General features: G+C 61.4%; 14 protein-coding genes. 7 read left to right on the forward strand and 7 right to left on the reverse strand.

What is annotated here, in order from left to right; all coding sequences use genetic code 11:
- Nucleotides 1-73: 73 nt before the first annotated feature.
- Complete coding sequence (locus tag KTAU_RS09645; protein WP_151728177.1) at nucleotides 74-1,228, reverse strand: inositol-3-phosphate synthase; 1,155 nt, start codon at nucleotides 1,226-1,228, stop codon at nucleotides 74-76.
- A gap of 798 nt (nucleotides 1,229-2,026) precedes the next feature.
- Here KTAU_RS09645 and KTAU_RS09650 point away from each other — a divergent pair.
- From KTAU_RS09650 to KTAU_RS09665, 4 genes are all read left to right on the forward strand, one after another.
- Nucleotides 2,027-2,968, forward strand: a complete 942-nt coding sequence (locus KTAU_RS09650; protein WP_151728178.1) for an ADP-ribosylglycohydrolase family protein — start codon at nucleotides 2,027-2,029, stop codon at nucleotides 2,966-2,968.
- A gap of 97 nt (nucleotides 2,969-3,065) precedes the next feature.
- On the forward strand, nucleotides 3,066-3,887 hold the full coding sequence (locus KTAU_RS09655) for a helix-turn-helix transcriptional regulator (RefSeq protein ID WP_151728179.1): 822 nt from the start codon (nucleotides 3,066-3,068) through the stop codon (nucleotides 3,885-3,887).
- 42 nt (nucleotides 3,888-3,929) lie between these two features.
- Entirely contained in the window at nucleotides 3,930-4,016 is an 87-nt protein-coding gene (locus tag KTAU_RS22495; RefSeq protein WP_443098648.1) for a hypothetical protein, read from the forward strand.
- A gap of 143 nt (nucleotides 4,017-4,159) precedes the next feature.
- Entirely contained in the window at nucleotides 4,160-4,534 is a 375-nt protein-coding gene (locus KTAU_RS09665; protein ID WP_069805355.1) for a VOC family protein, read from the forward strand.
- 40 nt (nucleotides 4,535-4,574) lie between these two features.
- On the opposite strand, the gene KTAU_RS09670 is transcribed toward KTAU_RS09665, so the two are convergent.
- From KTAU_RS09670 to KTAU_RS09695, 6 genes are all read right to left on the reverse strand, one after another.
- Nucleotides 4,575-5,513 carry an SDR family NAD(P)-dependent oxidoreductase gene (locus KTAU_RS09670; RefSeq protein ID WP_151728181.1) on the reverse strand — a complete coding sequence of 313 codons (939 nt, stop codon included), beginning with the start codon at nucleotides 5,511-5,513 and terminating at the stop codon, nucleotides 4,575-4,577.
- A gap of 398 nt (nucleotides 5,514-5,911) precedes the next feature.
- On the reverse strand, nucleotides 5,912-6,886 hold the full coding sequence (locus KTAU_RS09675) for a GspE/PulE/PilB domain-containing protein (RefSeq protein WP_151728182.1): 975 nt from the start codon (nucleotides 6,884-6,886) through the stop codon (nucleotides 5,912-5,914).
- 353 nt (nucleotides 6,887-7,239) lie between these two features.
- A complete protein-coding gene (locus KTAU_RS09680; protein WP_170293183.1) occupies nucleotides 7,240-8,040 on the reverse strand; it encodes a class I SAM-dependent methyltransferase in 801 nt (266 codons plus the stop codon).
- A gap of 187 nt (nucleotides 8,041-8,227) precedes the next feature.
- Nucleotides 8,228-9,166 (reverse strand): hypothetical protein, encoded by a 939-nt coding sequence (locus tag KTAU_RS09685; RefSeq protein ID WP_228026380.1) that lies wholly within the window; start codon nucleotides 9,164-9,166, stop codon nucleotides 8,228-8,230.
- Between the two features lie 35 nt (nucleotides 9,167-9,201).
- Entirely contained in the window at nucleotides 9,202-10,917 is a 1,716-nt protein-coding gene (locus tag KTAU_RS09690; protein WP_151728185.1) for a HAMP domain-containing protein, read from the reverse strand.
- 277 nt (nucleotides 10,918-11,194) lie between these two features.
- Nucleotides 11,195-11,629 carry a Fur family transcriptional regulator gene (locus KTAU_RS09695; protein ID WP_112432617.1) on the reverse strand — a complete coding sequence of 145 codons (435 nt, stop codon included), beginning with the start codon at nucleotides 11,627-11,629 and terminating at the stop codon, nucleotides 11,195-11,197.
- 360 nt (nucleotides 11,630-11,989) lie between these two features.
- Here KTAU_RS09695 and KTAU_RS09700 point away from each other — a divergent pair, with 360 nt between their 5' ends.
- From KTAU_RS09700 to KTAU_RS09710, 3 genes are all read left to right on the forward strand, one after another.
- Nucleotides 11,990-14,686, forward strand: coding sequence for an FAD-binding oxidoreductase (locus KTAU_RS09700; RefSeq protein ID WP_151728186.1), 2,697 nt, complete (start codon nucleotides 11,990-11,992; stop codon nucleotides 14,684-14,686).
- A gap of 314 nt (nucleotides 14,687-15,000) precedes the next feature.
- A complete protein-coding gene (locus KTAU_RS09705) occupies nucleotides 15,001-15,984 on the forward strand; it encodes a hypothetical protein (protein WP_151728187.1) in 984 nt (327 codons plus the stop codon).
- A gap of 247 nt (nucleotides 15,985-16,231) precedes the next feature.
- Nucleotides 16,232-17,167, forward strand: a complete 936-nt coding sequence (locus KTAU_RS09710) for an alpha/beta fold hydrolase (protein WP_151728188.1) — start codon at nucleotides 16,232-16,234, stop codon at nucleotides 17,165-17,167.
- Nucleotides 17,168-17,208 lie beyond the last annotated feature (41 nt).

Here is a 17,208-nt window from a genome sequence, read left to right on the forward strand (position 1 = left end):
GCTAGCATCAGGCTTGATAGCTCGTTGCCAGCGCCTCTCTCCTCGTGTGAGCTGTTCGCACCTGCTGCCGTGGTTACTCGCTGGGGGCCTCGACCTTGTAGCCGTTACTTGGCTCCACAGCCTCCATACGCGCAGAGGCGGCCTCTGGCTCCTCGCCACGGATAAAGGCCTCGGTCATGGCGCGCGCGACATCATCAGGATACTGCACTGGTGGCGACTTCATGAGGTAGGCGCTCGGTCCAATCAGGGTGCCGCTGAGGCCACGGTCCAGCGCGAGCTTGGCCATACGCACCGCGTCAATGACGACGCCGGCAGAGTTGGGCGAGTCCCAGACCTCTAGCTTCAGCTCCAGGTTGAGCGGCACATCACCGAAGGTACGCCCCTCCAGACGGATGTAGGCCCACTTGCGATCTTGCAGCCAGGCTACGTAGTCCGATGGTCCAATGTGGACATTCTCCGGTGACAGCTCGTAGTCCAGCTGGCTGGTGACGGCGTTGGTCTTGCTGATCTTCTTGGACTCCAGTCGCTCACGCTCTAGCATGTTGTAGAAGTCGGTGTTGCCGCCAACGTTGAGCTGCATGGTGCGCTCCAGGCGCACACCACGGTCACGGAAGAGCTTGGCAAGCACACGATGAACAATGGTGGCGCCGACCTGGCTCTTGATGTCGTCTCCAATCATCGGCAGCCCGGCCTCTTTAAAGCGCTCCTGCCAGTACTGCTCACGCGCGATGAAGACCGGGATGCAGTTGACGAAGGCAACACCAGCCTGCAGCACTTGCTCGACATACCACTTGGTGGCTGTTTCGGAACCAACTGGCAGGTAGTTGACCAGGACGTCGGTCCCGGTGTCCTTGAGAATGCGCACAACATCGTCGGTCTTGCCCGGCGCTTTGGTGATGACTTGCGAGAGGTATTTGCCCAGCCCGTCGTGGGTCATGCCTCGATAGACTTTGACTCCCAGCGGCGGAACGTCGGCAAAGCGGTAGGTGTTGTTGGGGGCAGCATAGATGGCCTCAGCAAGGTCCTTGCCAACTTTGTTCTGGTCAATATCGAAAGCTGCTGAAAATTCGATGTCACTGATATGATAGCCCCCCAGGGTGACGTGCATCAGCCCCGGTACGAAGTCGTCCGGCCTGGCGTTGCGATAATAGTAGACACCTTGCACAAGCGAACTGGCACAGTTGCCAACGCCCACAATGGCTACGCGAACTTTCTTCGATCCTGGCATGATCGTTCCCTTCCTCCTACGAAACTAGCTAGCTAATCAATATAGTGTCATTCGCCGCGTGACTACTGCGCTGCGTAAAACACGCAAAATATCCATCCCCACCCATCAAACAACCCACGCTACGCTGGAGTTGATCCAATTCGTCTGCTCGCTGAATGCAACCCTGACTCTGGCAGTCGACGACGCTGTTGCCGCCAGAAAAAAAGATGGTGCGGAGAAGAGTGCGAGGATTCCTTTCTCTGGAGGTAGGACTGCTTCCGATTCCCTCTCTGCCAGATGCATGCACCTCCTCACAAATTAGCAGGCTGTCAATATTATACTATTATCTCTGGGCAGGAGAGCAAGCAGCTAGCTCTGCCTTGCGGATCGCTCTCACTGTCGCTGGTCAGCCGCCGCATCGGCCCACGGCTCTCGCTCGCGCTCTCCTCCGTCGTCCCCCCCGACCACACCCCCACGCGCTGGCTTCTGCATTACCGCACTTCGCTTCGCTTCGCCTCGCCTCGCCCAGCACAGCGCCATCCGCGGCAGACACTTCCCCTCGACCGCGCTCTGCACGATGCGTCGATCTCAGGGAATCCTCTCTGAGGTTTCTGGTGTAAACGGGTTTTCCCATGTTTTTAAACAGTGCAGGCAGGCTGTCTATTCCCGCAGATTCCATGCACCAAATTCCTCGCTGCCAGACGTTCTGTCTGTGTCAATCTGCTCTCTTAAGCTTGCTAACCCTTGATGCACCCAATAAAAGAATTTATGAGATCATAGTGTATAATAACTGACATTAGACAAGAAAGGAATTGCAAGATGGATAGACGTGCTCGTTACCGTGGGAGCCTGCTCGGTCTGGCCTGTGGCGATGCTGTGGGCACAACGCTGGAGTTCCGATCTCCTGGTTCCTTTGCTCCGCTGACCGATATGGTCGGTGGGGGACCCTTTGGGCTGCAGGCCGGCCAGTGGACCGATGATACGTCGATGGCGCTCTGCCTGGCGACCAGCCTGGTGGAATGTCAGGGTTTTGATGTGCGCGATCAGATGGAACGCTATGTGCGCTGGCGTGATGAGGGCTATCTGTCGAGTACGGGCTATTGCTTTGATATCGGGGGTACGGTGGCCAGGGCTTTGAGGCGCTTTGATGAGACGGGAGACCCGCTGGCCGGCTCCCCTGATCCGCACTACGCAGGCAATGGCTCCCTGATGCGCCTGGCTCCTGTGCCGCTCTGTTATGCGCGTCATCCGCGGGTCGCGTTGGAGAAGGCCGCCCTCAGCTCGCGTACGACGCACGCAACGGCGACAGCGGTGGATGCCTGCCGCTATATGGCCGGGCTGATCGTGGGAGCGCTGGATGGCGTCAGTAAGGAGGAGTTGCTGACGCCTTTCTATACGCCGGTGCCCGGCTCCTGGGAGGAGCAGCCGCTGACGCCAGAGATTGCTGAGGTAGCGGCTGGCTCGTTTAAAGTGCGTCAGCCGCCAGAGATCCGCGGCCTTGGCTATGTGGTGAAGACGCTGGAGGCGGCGCTCTGGGCTTTCTACCATAGCACTTCGTTCCGCGAGGGCTGCCTGCTGGTGGTAAACCTGGGCGACGATGCCGATTCGACCGGGGCGGTCTATGGCCAGCTGGCGGGCGCCTTCTACGGCGAGGAGGCCATCCCCGCTGAGTGGCGCGCCAAGCTGGCGAAGCGCGAGCTGATCGAGTCGCTGGCCGACGCTCTCTATGAGCTGGCCGAGCGTATCCTACCGGAATCCTGAAGTCTGCAGAGAAAAGGAGAGAGGAAAGGTCGGAGCACGATCACCCAGGACCGGGACGGACAGGAGGCTCGGTTGACACTCGCCAGAGGGTAGACTGATGCACCGCATGGATCGCTTGACTGCCATTGTGCTGCTCTTGCAGCGCGGTAAATGGACCGCCGCCTCTCTCGCGCGACATTTCGAGGTTTCACGCCGCACGATTCTGCGCGATATCGAGGCCCTGTGTGAGATGGGCATGCCGGTAGTGGCCGAGCCGGGACCAGGCGGCGGTTATAGCTTGCCAGCGGATTATGCCCTGGCCCCCCTGCCGCTGTCGCTGCACGAGGCCCTGCTGCTGCGTTTGGCACTGAGCAGCCTCTTGCAGTTACGCTCAGTTCCTTTCAAGGAGGCGCGGGCCTCGCTGTGGGCCAAGATTACGGCGCTGCTGCCATCGCGTGAGGAGATCGAGCCAGGCCTGGAACAGATGCTGAGTTCCTCATCCGCGGCGCGCTCCAGAGGGGCAGAGTTCCCAGTGCCCTTCTTTAGCGATTTGCTGCAGGCGCTGGCGGCAGGCCGCTGGGTTCGGGTAACCTATCGCTCGGAGCGGCGCCAGTCGGAGCAGACCCTGCTGCCCCAGCGCCTGTTTACCAACGCTGGCCTCTGGTACTGCTATGCCTACTCTCTGGAACACGACTGTGTGCGCCTCTATCGCGTCGATCGCCTGCTCCGCCTGGAGATACTGACCGAGCCTCCCAGCGCGAAGCCACCGGAGATCAGGGACCGGTGGGAAGATCCAGCCTTCCCAGAGATCTGCATCCGCCTGACCGAGCGCGGGGCGCTACGTCTTGAGCGCTGCATCCCGCTGGCAGCTCGCCTGCAGCGCGAGGCCGATGGCAGTGGTTGGCTGCTCCTGCATTGGAATCCAGACGACTATGACTGACTGGCGCGCCAGCTCTTGAGCTTAGGCCCGGAAGCCCGGGTTTTGACGCCGACGGCCCTGCGCCAGTGTCTCCAAAGGCTCGCCAGCCAGATTCTGGCATGCTCCGAGGAGGAGAAAATGGTGACATAGTGTTGTCACCAGGTCAGGGGTAGACTGGTCCTTGTCCTGGCCGACCTGACCGATGCGGGCAGCGATCTTGACAGCCGGTCCAGTCAGGTTGCAGACCAGGATGCGCATGAGTTGCTGCTCAGGAGCATAGAAAGGAGTCTCTCATGGCCCAACGGAGTATTATCCACCTTGAGTTGCCAACACGCGACCGCGACGCCAGTGCCGTCTTTTACCAGGCTGTGTTCGGCTGGCAAATGAGACATAACAGCAGATACGACTATTTGTACTTTGAGACCCAAGACGGGATACACGGGGGCTTTCCCGGCCCCGACGGCCAGAGCCAACGCGAGGGGGAGCCGCTGATCTATCTGGCCAGCGAGGATATCGAGGCCACGCTGGCCGCGATCGAGGCCCACGGCGGGCGCTGCCTGATTCCGAAGACGGAGATCCCCGGCCTCGGCTGGTGGGCCCTTTTCCGCGATCCCGCCGGCAATCGCCTCGGCCTCTTTACTCCTGCGCCGTCTACGTCGGGCGAGTGAGCCGCACCGGCGTTGCTTTCCCCTCCGCCCGAGTCCGGCCCTAGCCGCGGGCCTGGCTCTGGCGGAAAAATTCGACCGTTTGGCGAATGCCCTCTTCCAGCGTGACCTGCGGCTGCCAGCCGAGGAAGCGCGCTGCTTTGCCACAGTCGAAGTAGGCAAGCCGGATGTCGCCCGGTCGCTTGGGAGCGCGCTGGATGGGGGCCTCGAAGCCAGTGAGATTGACAAGCTGACGGTAGATCTCGTTGACCGAGGTAGGCCGCCCGGTGGCAATACAGAAGACGTCGTTGTCACCTCGCTCCAGCGCCAGCAGGTTGGCCCGGGCGACATCGCTGACAAAAACATAATCCTTGGCCTGCTCGCCGTCCCAGTCGATGCGCACACTCTCCCCAGTGAGGAAGCGACGGGCAAAAATGGCGATGACGCCCGCCTCGCCGTTGGGGTCCTGACGTGGCCCGTAAACGTTGCCGTAGCGTAGGATGGTGTAGGTCAGACCGTGGGCCTCATGCCAATAGCGCAGGTAATGCTCACCAACCATCTTGGTAATGCCGTAGGGCGACTCGGGCCGCTGTGGCGTCTCTTCGGTGACGGGCAGCTGCGGCGGCGTGCCATAGGTCGCCGCCGACGAAGCGAAGATGATTTTGCGCACGCCGGCCTGGGTGCAGTTCTGCAGGATGGTGAGCAGGCCGAGGACGTTGACGCGAGCGTCGAGCAGAGGATCACGGGCCGAGACGGCAACGCTGTGCTGGGCAGCATGATGGCTGACGACCTCGGGCCGCACCTCGGCGAAGAGGTCGCGCATGACTTCGGCATCGGTAATATCAGCGCGGAAGAAGCGGGCTTGTGGGGAGATATTGGCCAGGTTACCGCCCCCCTCGCTCCAGAGATTGTCGACGATGAAGACCTCATGACCAGCCGCCAGATAGGTATCGACCAGGTGGGAGCCGATGAAGCCTGCGCCTCCTGTGACAAGAATCTTCATACTGAGCTAGATACAGGCGCCGCGCCTTTCTCTATCCTGGCCAGCTACGTAAGATTGAGACCAGGACCAGGCTAGCGCCTTTCCTCCTTCTGTGATCACGCATGCAGCTGTAACGCACAACTAATACAACTGCCTCACCTCCTGGCCTACTGGCCAAAGCGACACGCAGGCCTTGGAGAAGGCTGAGAGGACCCCGGGCAGGGCTTTATAAACAACTCAACGCCGCTGCCGTGGCCAGCACCCAGCCAGCCGCCAGGCCATGCGCTGCGGTGACAGCAGTTTTCTCTATCTTAGCAAGCGCGAGACGGGGCGTCAAACGCAGCACAGGTGACTCACCCGCCTGCGCTGCCAGGCAACCTGCCCCGACCAGAGGGGATAGTAGTGTTGCCAACCAGCTGCTAGCGTCTTTTATGCGAGGAGGAGGTTGTACCCAGGCGTTCCAGGGCCTGTTGGAGTTCGTGGGCAGGAGTCAAAACCGGGAAGATCTGCAGGCCCGTTTCACGCTCCAGGCGCTCCAGGATGGCTCGATGGTTGCGGCTATCGGCCAGGGCCACGGTCAGTGTCTTACGGGCGCGCCCGATAGGACAACAGTGGAGTTCGTGCGCCAGATGGGGACTGATCGCCTGTCGGACGCTGGCCGGCACGCGCCTGGGCAAGGGCGCGAGATAGGGAATCCCCAGCCGACGCGCTTCGGCTAATAGCTCTTCCACAGGTGCCAAGGAGAGCGAGAACTGAACACCAGGGGCCAGGCGCTGATCTTGTTTTGGGGGCAGAGCCTGAGCCAACTCCGGGGTCGGCCCTGACGCGCGCTCTTGACCTGGCTTCCCTTCGCTATCGGTCTCACTGTCAGCGACAGGCTCGGCAGCCTCTACTAGAGGAGCGTTCAGGACCCGTCGTGGACGAGCCGCTTCACGAAGCACGCTCAGCAGGTTCTGACTGTCGGCACGCTCAAGCATACACCCGCCCACAGCCAGGGCTGTGAGGTTCGCCAGTTCACAGCTCTGTAGCGAGCGGACCCGCGAGCAGAGCGCCCACCAGAGGCGCTCCTCGACTGCCATCCGGCCAGGTTCATCGCAGTCAGGCAAGACAACATAGCCTCGGTAGCCGAGGACAAAAACGCGGTCCGTTCTACGCACCAACGAGCGTAGGGCCGCCAGCAGACGACAGGTGGCCTGAGCACGCCTCTCTACCAGGGCAGGCGAGCGCTGGCCTGCAAAGGTCAGGGTGATTACTACTATCCCCAGCCGCTCCCCCCCGGCGTTCAACAGCTGTTTCAGCTCAGCAGCGAGGATACGCAGACTATCAACCTGCACATAGGTTGCTCCGCTGCTTGCCGCCCCCTGCCAGACCGGTAAAACCATGCGGGTGCTCATCTCTCTCTGCTCCTCTGCCTGCCAGGCCCTGCCGGCAGCTGGCAAAGCAAGCCCCTCCTGGCTGTTACTGCCATACTGCTGTCGGGTCGCAAGCAAGACCAGCCAGCATGACCAGCATGAATAGAACTCAGGCCAGCGCTCGCCCGCGCCCCTCTCTCAATCGAGCGCTATGGATGCTCTGGCTATTACTGTACTCTGTATTCAGCAGAAACGAGACATCGATCTGGTTGCGTTCTCGTTAAGACTGCGCCCCTGTGGTTAAGATCAGTATTCTGCCTCCTTGCTGATGCCGGTCAGCAGGAGAGAGGCAGCCAGTGGATCAGCAGGACTGCCCCCTCTGCCCTCACTCCCCCTCAGCCTTGCTGATCCTGGGGAGAGCCTTTCTGCTCGCTCTCCGCCGGGGCCTTGCGATAGCTGCCAATGAGGTGAACGCGGGCCCCACGCAGCGGCCCCCAGTCGAGCATCTTCTCAAGCAGGCAGGCAAAGGCAAAGAGCGGGCGATTAAAGCTAATATAGCTTGGGTCCCCGTTCAGGAGCAATTGCTCTCGCTCCAGGCCAACAGCCCGCGCCAGACGCTCGATCCGGCCCGGCGAGTTGCTTCGATAGTAGACACGATAGGTATCGTGGGGCTGTCGCCCATAGAGCTTCTGCGTGAGCGGGGCATGGAAGCGATGGGGAACGCTCCGAATAATCCAGACGTTGTAGTTCCAGACGTTAGGCGTCAGGAAAAGGAAATGGCCCCCGGGTTTGAGGACACGCGCGATCTCGCGAAAGGCCGACTCGGGCTGCTCCAGGTGCTCCAGCACCCAGGCGCACGTCACCAGATCGAAGGTGTCGTTAGCAAACGGTAGAGCTTCTGCCCGGCCTACCACTTTGTGGCGAATGATAGTATTCGAAGCCAGAGCTGGGGCATCGGGATCAAGGCCGTAGGTATGCGGCGTGCGCTCATAGACGGCGCGCAGGACATCACTGTGACCACAGCCAATATCGAGGACCCAGGTCTCAGGTCCCACAACGCGCTCAACCAGCTCAACATAGAGGCTGAGACTATCTCGCCAGCCTGGTTTGTGCAAGCGATACTTGGCTCGATAGTGTTCCTGCCGATTGGGGAAACCTCCTGTCTTGAGCGTCTCCTCTTGCGGAACGAGTACCACGCCAGGTCGCCACCCTTCTTGTGGTTTTATGAATGCTCTTTGACGCTCTCACTCATCACTCAGCGCTGCCTGGGGATAGATCGTCCTTGCTTCCCGGCCTGACCGCAGAATGCAGGCCAGCGCTCTGCCCGGACAGACACTTCTCATGAGAGAGTAATGACACTTAACGGGAAATGATCGCACAGCTTCAGGCTGTATTCCTCCCTTTGTTCTCCCTCGCCTGCAGAGCATAGAGCAGCGCATCGACGCCAAAGGCCTCGCTAATCGCGCTGAGTGGCTCCCAGAGACCATCGAGTATCAGCTGCATCTGCTCCCCATGCTGAGTCACGTCTAACAGAAAAAGGGCCAGCTCTCGCGCGGCGCCCTCGCTCTCCTTCTGCTGCGTCAGACCTGGCAGCAGCTCGCCGAAAATGGCCCCCGCCTCTTCGAGCAGCAAGGCGAAGGCCCGATCGAGGCGGGCCGAACTCTCTAGTGCGACCTCAGCAGGCAGGGAGCCAGGACGACCAAACTGGAGAGCAAAAGGCGGGAGATGCTGATAGTCCTGTTGCCAGCTGGTGAGCTGCTGCCTGAGCCATAGCGGACAGCAGCCCGCCGGAGGGGTTGAGGCAATGGCCGGCAAAGGGGGCATAGCAGAAGCCATCGTAGTGGGATCAGAGGCAGAGCGGCGATCGAGCAGGTCCAGTAGACCGCCACTGGCACTTGTGAGCAACTTACAGAAGAGATCACACTGCAGCAGATTGTCGCTAACTTCGCGCAGGGCCAGCCAGATAGCGTGACGCGTTGGTAGATAGTCCGGGGGAACCAGTCCATCCATGAGTGGGCGCGTGGCTGCTCCGAGGGCCGGCAAGCGCCGCAGATAAAGGGTGGCGAGCTGGTGGAAAAGGTGGCGCAGACCAAAGAGCAGCGGCTCCTGGACCCCGGTCCTCTGCAAGCCTTGCTCCAGGCGAGCGCTCAAGACCGTGAGAAGAGCAGACAGCCCCGTCTCCCGTTCTTCGTCCTCCAGCTCGTCGTCCCACTGGTAGCGCTCAGCAGCCGGCCAGGGTGTAGCCGTCAGTAGCTCTTTTTCCCGCTTGAGCCTGGCCTGGTGGCCTCCCATCGTTCCCAGGTCCTCCCTTAGCAGTAACATGGCGCACGATCCCATATATATTGTATGATTCGCCGCTACAGCCAGGGTTCGCTTTGCTCTGGCAGGGGCGGCTCAACAGGCGCAGACAGCCTCTCGACTGGCAGCTTTTCTGTCGAGGCCCCCGTCTTCGGACCGCCTGCCGCTGCTAAGCCCGGGGGAGCGAGCGGCGGAAGAGCGCTCGCGTTGCCTGCGGACCCCGATAACCGGCGTGGCGGCTCGGCAAACTGGCGCAGACCCGTTATGGCCAGCAGGCGCTCAATCTGCGGTACCCCTTCACAAGAGACAGGGATGATGAGCGGTTCGCCGGCAGGGCAGCGCTCTAGAGCGGCACAGAGATCTTCCAGCGCTCTTCGTAAGAGCTGGTTGCGCTCATTCCACAGCTCCAGGCGCATCTCTCGGTCGGCCAGCTGGTTCAGGCTGAGCGCCAGGGGCCGAAGCTCCTCATCCGTGGCCGTCGGGTCAAGGCGCGCGGCCAGATCACCGGCAGCCAGACGTGCCAGCACATCCTTGAGATGGATCAGCTGCGCTTCGAGGGCATTGCTGCGCCGGCTGGCGCTGTATAGCTGAACCTCCAGGTGCTCTAGTTCCTCCTGATAGCTCCTAAAGAGGAGGTGACGCAGCCAGCGATTCTCACCCACAGTCAGCAGGAGACGCAGACAGGCCACCAGTAGGGCCAGACTGAGGATAAGCAGCTCTGTGGCGAACGGCTGCAGCCCGCTTTGCCAGGCTCTCCAGCCCAGGACAGCACAGCAGGCAATGAGCAGCAGTGAGGGCAGACAGAGAGGAAGATGCCAGAGCAGGAGGCGGCTGGAACTCCCGACCGCACGCGAGCCGAGCTGACGAAGAAGGGTCTCTTCACTGGGCAGAGGCTCTCCCTCGGCTGCGCCAGTGGGGCCAAACGTGACAACCCGTCTGAGATAGGCCGCCAGACCACAGAGCAGCAGGCCCACGTCCATCATCGCCGCCAGCTCTTTTTGTGGCTCCGCCACTGGTCCAAGCCGGGGCCAGGCCGAGACGCGATGGAGTAGGAGATCGGCCAAAGCGTAGAGCAGGAGGCCAGTGACCAGGCAGAGCAGACTGACACGGCGCGGAGAACGGCGATAGGTTGAGTCGCTGGCGGTTGCCAGGCGCAGTAACAGCCAGACAGCGGCACCGACCAGGAGGAGATCGACCAGAGGGATGATCGACGCCTCCCAGGGAGGAGGTTCGAAGGTGAAGGGCCAGCCGAGCGTTGCCCAGACTCCTAGATTCCGGGCCAGGCCCACAATGGCCAGCAGAGCAAGCAGGACGTCGAGAGCCAGGAGCAGACGCCCCCGTCCGGCACTGGCAGCGGGCCAGAGAAAGAGAGAGAAGAAGAGCAGCAGGGAGAAGAGCAGCAGGCTCACCTGCGGCATGAGCTGCTGCACTGACATTGGTAGCGCACTGGCCAGGTGGCCCAGGCCGGAAGAGGGGATCGTACCCATTAGCTGCCAGCTGATGCCCATAGCCCGGAGGAGTAGCCCGCCCGCAACGCACAACCAGGCCGCTCGTTCGTGCCCGCTCCAGGGCTGGTACCTCCTCCCCGAAGCGGTCCGCTCAGGGAAAAGGGCCGCCCCCAGACTGAGCAGAGCTGCCAGCAGAGTCACTGACAGCGCCACGGCGGAGGTCGATACAGCAAAGGGCAGGAGAGGCCACGGCAGCCACAGCATCACCAGCACGATCAGGCTCAGACCGACTAGCACTACAGTGCCAATGCGCCCTGGAGGACTCATAGCTCACCACCAGTTTCAAATAGCGGAAAGATCGCATGCACTTTATCTGGCTGCTCTATATATTCTGCTTGATTGTAGCATGACAAAAGCGCTGCTTTCGCGATGAATAGTCCTTTTGCCTTAGCCAAGAGGGGAGATCCGGGGAAGAAACGAAGGATCAGTAGAGGACAACCCTCTCGGCCAGAAGAGAGAACACGAGGCCCGGCACCAGTGAGTGACCAGGGCCAGGGGAGAGAGAGATGCTCTTCCTTCGCCTGGAAAGGGAGAAGAGAGAAGACTAGCGGTGCGCTGTGCAGCGAGCACAGCGCCCAAAGAGGGTAATGGAGTGACCTTCGATGGCAAAACCAGTCTGCTGCCCAATAGCCTTGAATTGTTCAGCGGGCAGACAGATATCAACCTCGACCACGCGATGGCACTGCGTACAGGTCAAATGATGGTGGTGACGCTCGCCACAGATCCGGTAATGGTGCCTGCCATCGGCAAATTCAATGCGATCAAGCAGGCCAGCATTGACCAGAATCTCCACTGAACGATAGACCGTGGCCCTACCCAGACGCGGCTCTTTCTGGCGAAGCGACTGCCAGAGATCGTCGACTGTGAAGTCGGCGCCCGCGGTTGCAAGCTCGATCAAGCGCTCTTCTACGAGACGAAGAGGCGCCGTCCGCCGTTGACGTGCCTCGTTAAATGCAGCGCGGATCTTCTCGGCTAACAAAAAGCTTCCTCCTCAGCGTCTACTAGCATGTAGTGTACCACTTCCGTTGGCTTTTATCCAGTCTCCAGAGGCTTAGCTGTCAGGCTGTAATCAGGCTCGTGAGAAGGATACCCTCCTCTCGGGAGAGGGGAAAACGGATCTTCCCTGATGCCGTACCGTGCCGTGGATCGTGTCAGCAAGCAGACGGATGCTTGCGGGCGTGCTTGCGAAGGGCCTTGCAAGCTGCTACAATGTGAGCTATTGCAGCAGATGCCTATTCACCAGGCTTTCCAACAGCCTGGCACGGGCAAGCCGAAGGAGACGGCACGGATACAGGACTGACCAATCAGGCAGAGGAAACAGGAAGGGGATGCCAGATCTATGCTAGAGGAGCGGGCGCTTGCTGCCCTCACCACCCTTCTCTCGCCGGATCAAGTCTTCACCGACGCCACCGCGCTGATTGCCTATGAAGGAGATGGCGGCCTTGATCGCGGGCGACCCGAGGCCGTTGTCTTCCCTCGCAACACTGAGGAGGTCGTGCGCCTGGTACGCTGGGCCAACGAGTATGGCGTGCCGCTGATAGCGCGTGGAGCAGGCACGGGTCTCTCTGGAGGAGCGGTCGCCGATCGCGGGGGAGTGCTGGTAGCCTTCTCGCAGATGCAAGCCATTCTTGAAGTCGACCCGCTCGGGCGCCGTGCCCTGGTGCAGCCAGCGGTGATTAATCTGGCCCTCGACGAGCAGGTCAAAACCTGCGATCTCTATTTTCCACCCGATCCCTCCAGTCAACGCGTCTCAACCCTGGGCGGCAACGTGGCAGAAAACTCTGGTGGGCCGCACTGCTTTAAGTACGGTGTCATGACCAACTACCTGACAAGCCTGGAGGTCGTGCTCGCCGACGGGCGCCGGCAGCTCCTCGGTGGCCCGGCGTGTGACTATCCCCTCAGTGATCTCTGTGGCCTGCTTTGTGGGAGCGAAGGCACACTGGCCCTGATCACTACTATTGGGGTGCGCCTGGTGCGCCGTCCGCCCAGCGTTCAGACCTTGCTGGCCACCTTCGATTCGGTGGAGCAGGCCGGCCAGGCGGTCTCGGCCATCATCGCTGCTGGCCTGATCCCAGCGACGATGGAGATGATGGATCAGCAGATCATCCAGATGATTGAGCCGTTTGCTCACGCCGGTCTGCCGCTGGAAGCGGGCGCCGCCCTGATCGTCGAGGTCGATGGCTACCCGGCCAGCCTGAGCGGGCAGATGGAGGAGATCAGTCGCCTCCTCCTGGCCTACGGTGGGCGCGATCTGCGCTTAGCGCGCGATGAGGAGGAGCGGGCGCGCATCTGGCTGGCGCGCAAGAGCGCCGCCGGCGCAGTTACTCGTCTGGCTCCGGCCTACTATACCGTCGACATCACGGTGCCACGCAGTCGCCTGGCAGAGATGCTGGAGCGCGTGAATGCGATCTGCCAGCGCTATGACTTGCGTACCGGCCACGTCTTCCATGCCGGCGACGGCAACCTGCACCCAATGCTCTTGATCCCCGATCCCGACGATGCCTCGCTGCTGGAGCGCGTGCGCGAGGCGGGGCGTGAGATTGTACGCACCTGTGTGGCCTTCAACGGTAGCCTGACCGGAGAGCACGGCGTTGGTATCGAGAAACGCGAGTTTATGTCCCTGATGCACTCGCCCGCCGAGCTGAGCGCCATGTGGGATGTGAAGCAGGTCTTCGATCCTCAAAATCTACTGAATCCTGGCAAGATCTTCCCGCAGCACGAGGCCAATAGCTGGGTAGAGCAGCCTCCACGGGTAAGGATGCCAGTGGCAGCGGACCCCTTGCCGCTCCAACCAGGTGAGCTACTGGCCCCCGAGAGCGATGAAGAGGCGGCGCAGCTGCTGGCCCAGTGTACGGCCCGGAACCGGCCCGTCCTGCTGATGGGAGGAGGCGAGCAGGCTCAGGCTCCTTTCCCTTTGCCCGATGGCAACGGCCTCTTGCTCAGCACAGCGCGCCTGCGTGGCATGCGCGAAGATGCTCCAGAGGACCTGTTCATCACGGTCGGCGCCGGGACGCCGCTGGCAGAGGTCCAGGACTGGCTAGGACGGCGTCGACAGCAGCTGGCTTTGATCTCGCCCTGGCCAGAGGCTACCCTGGGAGGGCTGGTAGCAGCGAACGTCAATGGGCCACGACGTCTGCGCTATGGCGCCTTGCGCGAGCAGGTACTCTGTCTGACCGTGGCTCTGGCCGATGGGCGCCTGATCCGCACCGGGCGCCCGCTGACCAAGAATGTGGCCGGCTACGATCTGACCAAGGCATTCATCGGCTCCTACGGAACACTGGGCCTGCTGACGAGCGTGACGCTGAAGTGCTGGCCCCAGCCTCGCCTGCGCCGTAGCTTGCTGGTACCGGTCGAGGACTTGCGCCACGGCCTGCTCTGGGCACGGCAGCTGTTCCCGCTGACCCTGGTGGCCTCGGCCCTCCTGCTCTGCCGCGGCAGTCAGCTCGCTGGCCGCTACAGCCAGCAGTTGCGCGCTGCCCCCTACGTGCTTGTCTATACCGCCGAAGGTCTGGCCGCCGATGTGGAGAGCGAACTGGCAGCCGTTGCCTCCACGCTGCAGCGCGTCCAGGCCCCGGAACCAGTGGCCTGCGAGGAGCTGAGCGGCGATGACCTCTGGTGCGAACTGTTACGCGGCGAGGGGGAGAACGGTCTTAGAGCACGAGAGATGTACACTGCTCGCGAGGCTATACCCGTGGTAGTGCGCCTCGGTCTGGCCGCCCGTGACTTGCCACGCTGGCTCATCGATCAGCAGCAGCTCCTGGCAGGCTGCGATCTCGTGGTCGATGTGGGGGCCGGCCTGCTCTATGTCGTGATTCCGTCGGCGACGGCTCAGACTGCAACCTTGCTGGAGAACCTGCGCGCAGCAGTGCCGGCGGACGAGGGCTATGTGGTGGTCATGGATCAGCCCCGCCCCTCCGCCGCTTTCGAGGTCTTCGGCCCTCCGTCGCCGTCTCTGGAATTGATGCTTGGCCTCAAGCAGCGCTGGGACCCACAGGCGATCTTGAACCGCGGCGTTCTACTCCCACCTCGCCGCTAAGCCGGCAGAACACTCAGGCGTGATCTGACGTGTTCAGGACGCAGGTGATGGGAGGTAGCCAGAGGAGAAGAGGGAAGGGATGGCCCTAGCGCCTCCTTCCTTCTTCTCTTCTGACTGGCCGTTATGAACACGGATGCAGACTGTCCTTTGCTTCTCTGGCCCGACCTGGCAGACAAATATGTAACGGCGTCGGCAGCGAGTTTGAAGACAGCAATGTACCATCAGAGGAAGTAGATTGGGGATGGAGGAATAGACTGCTGATCTGAAAAGCAGCACTTGCAAGCCTGAAGAGAATCGGGAGGAAATCAACCCTTATGGTGAAACCGCCACTATCCGTAGCAGAATTAGCCGAAGCTGAGGCCACCCCAGCCCGCCGGCCTGTGGCACCCTGGTGGAAACAGGCCATGCTCTATGTCCTGGCCGGGTTGCGCATCTGCCGGCGCGACATCGCCGGGATCATTACCCTGGCGGGACTCTTCTCGCTGCCATCGCTGGCGGCGGTAGTGGTCGGCAGCTATCCAGGCACCCTGGCCTACTGGATCGGCACCGCCCTTCCCTGGATCACGATTACTCTGGGTAATATCTCGATGGTGCTGGCGATCGAGGCCCTGGACGCCGGTCAGCCGATTATTCCCGCCCAGATTCTCCCCGCTGCCATCCGCTGGTTTCCACGCTACATTGTGACCAATGGCATCACGACCTTCCTGTTCTGGGGGATCTTTACCCCGCTGCAGTGGCTGCTCGGGCAGGAGACAATCCGTCTGAACTGGCCTCCCTATGCTCCTCTTCTACTATTGATTATCCCAATGCTCATTTGGCATGTTCACCTGGTTTTTGCCACCTACGCCGCCATTGTTGATAATCATCCCGGGCTGCGCTCGGTGATCATCAGCATTTCGATGACGCGGCGACGCTGGCTGATGGTGGTCACCGCTTTCGTCGGTTCAGTGCTGGTCGAGGCGCCAGTCGTGGGACCGCTTTACCTGCTCATTACGCATGTGACCAATCCAGTTGTAGCTACTGGCTTTACCTGGATGCTCGTCATGTTTATGCGTCCACTCTTCATTGCCACGCTTCATGAAATCTATGAGGATTTCCGTCCCCTACCGCCTCCGCACCTGCAGCTTCCATTGCCACTGATGCGCTTCTTCTCACGCCAGAATATCCTGAAGTTCAGGCCCAGGAGCCGCAGCGCTGGCAAGGAGGCCAGGCAGCCACTGGCACCAGCGGGCGAGCGCGTCCACGGGCATCTGATTCAGCTGACAACGCTGGTCAGTCGCTACGGACGTCGGCTATAATACACAGAGTGGCGCCTGCCCCGCCGGCTTTCTCCCCCGGTTCCTGTCCAGGGCCACCAAAGAGCTGCCTGGACACAACGGGCACCGCGCTGGCTGGCAGGGCAGCGACACGACCAGTCTCTCGCTGCTGCGTTGCCCGGGAGATAGTCCTGCAGCGTGGCGTTACTACTGAGCCAGAGCCGTTCTGAGCTTTGGACCGCTTGCTCTGATTTGTCTAACTGGACTTTTTGTGTGCGCCGGAAGGAGCATGGCCAAGAAGGAAGAGCAAGAAGCCCTGCTGACGACGAGGGATGGAATCACCCTCTCTGTTCACAGCTGGAAGACGGAGCAGCCCAACTGTCTTCTTCTTTGCATTCAGGGTCTGGGCGGCCACGGTGGCTACTACGATGTTCTGGCCCAGGCCCCCGAACTAGCAGCCGTCCAGATTGTCGCACCGGATCTGCGCGGTCATGGCCGATCACAGGGTCGGCGGGGAGACATCGCCAGCTTCCGTCTCTATTTAGAGGACGTTGATAGTACCATAGCCTGGGTCCGCCGTTGCTGGCCTTCCTTGCCGCTGATCTTGCTTGGTGAGAGCATGGGGGCCTCGATCGCTATCCATTACCTCAGCAGCCACCTGCCCCATGTCCAGGAAGTCAGCGGGCTGATCCTCATCTCGCCTGTGCTGAGCGCCTCCATTACACCGCGGCCTGGCGAGGTCTTGCGCTACCTCCGGCTCCTGTTGACGGCACCGACCCAGCCTGCGATGCCGATCACAGGCCGGGAGGAGCTAGGCTGTCGTGATGCCTCCTTCAACGAGCGGCTGCGCAACGACCCGCTCTTTGTGCGCCTGGTCAGCGTGCGCTTTCTCAACCTGCTCAGTTTGTGGCTGTCCAGCGCCCGGCGCCGGGCGCCCGCCATTCGTCTGCCTCTGTTGCTTCTGCGCGGCAGCTGCGATTATATCGCCCGCGAGCGGGGCACACGCGCTTTTCTGCGGAGAATTGGGAGCCGCGACGTGGAGGCAATCACCTTGACCGGGGCCTACCACTCGCTGCTACATGATCCGGCCACTCCAGCCCTCTTGGAGGCAATGCATAGCTGGCTGCAGCGCCATCTGTCTCTGGGCCTGAGCACAGGGGCCACCGAAGCCTGGCGACCCTCCACTTCTGGTCACTTCGACAGACAATCAGCCAGCTACAACTGAGCGGTCCGGCCTCTGATTCGTCGAGCAGCCCGCCCGGCGCC

It is taken from the genome of Thermogemmatispora aurantia (assembly GCF_008974285.1).
GTDB lineage: Bacteria > Chloroflexota > Ktedonobacteria > Ktedonobacterales > Ktedonobacteraceae > Thermogemmatispora > Thermogemmatispora aurantia.

Bases quoted from the DNA above. Each gene is read 5' to 3' on its own strand.
- KTAU_RS09645 (WP_151728177.1), bottom strand. From the start codon at position 1,228: ATGCCAGGATCGAAGAAAGTTCGCGTAGCCATTGTGGGCGTTGGCAAC.
- KTAU_RS09650 (WP_151728178.1), top strand. From the start codon at position 2,027: ATGGATAGACGTGCTCGTTACCGTGGGAGCCTGCTCGGTCTGGCCTGT.
- KTAU_RS09655 (WP_151728179.1), top strand. From the start codon at position 3,066: ATGCACCGCATGGATCGCTTGACTGCCATTGTGCTGCTCTTGCAGCGC.
- KTAU_RS09665 (WP_069805355.1), top strand. From the start codon at position 4,160: ATGGCCCAACGGAGTATTATCCACCTTGAGTTGCCAACACGCGACCGC.
- KTAU_RS09670 (WP_151728181.1), bottom strand. From the start codon at position 5,513: ATGAAGATTCTTGTCACAGGAGGCGCAGGCTTCATCGGCTCCCACCTG.
- KTAU_RS09675 (WP_151728182.1), bottom strand. From the start codon at position 6,886: ATGAGCACCCGCATGGTTTTACCGGTCTGGCAGGGGGCGGCAAGCAGC.
- KTAU_RS09685 (WP_228026380.1), bottom strand. From the start codon at position 9,166: ATGTTACTGCTAAGGGAGGACCTGGGAACGATGGGAGGCCACCAGGCC.
- KTAU_RS09690 (WP_151728185.1), bottom strand. From the start codon at position 10,917: ATGAGTCCTCCAGGGCGCATTGGCACTGTAGTGCTAGTCGGTCTGAGC.
- KTAU_RS09700 (WP_151728186.1), top strand. From the start codon at position 11,990: ATGCTAGAGGAGCGGGCGCTTGCTGCCCTCACCACCCTTCTCTCGCCG.
- KTAU_RS09705 (WP_151728187.1), top strand. From the start codon at position 15,001: ATGGTGAAACCGCCACTATCCGTAGCAGAATTAGCCGAAGCTGAGGCC.
- KTAU_RS09710 (WP_151728188.1), top strand. From the start codon at position 16,232: ATGGCCAAGAAGGAAGAGCAAGAAGCCCTGCTGACGACGAGGGATGGA.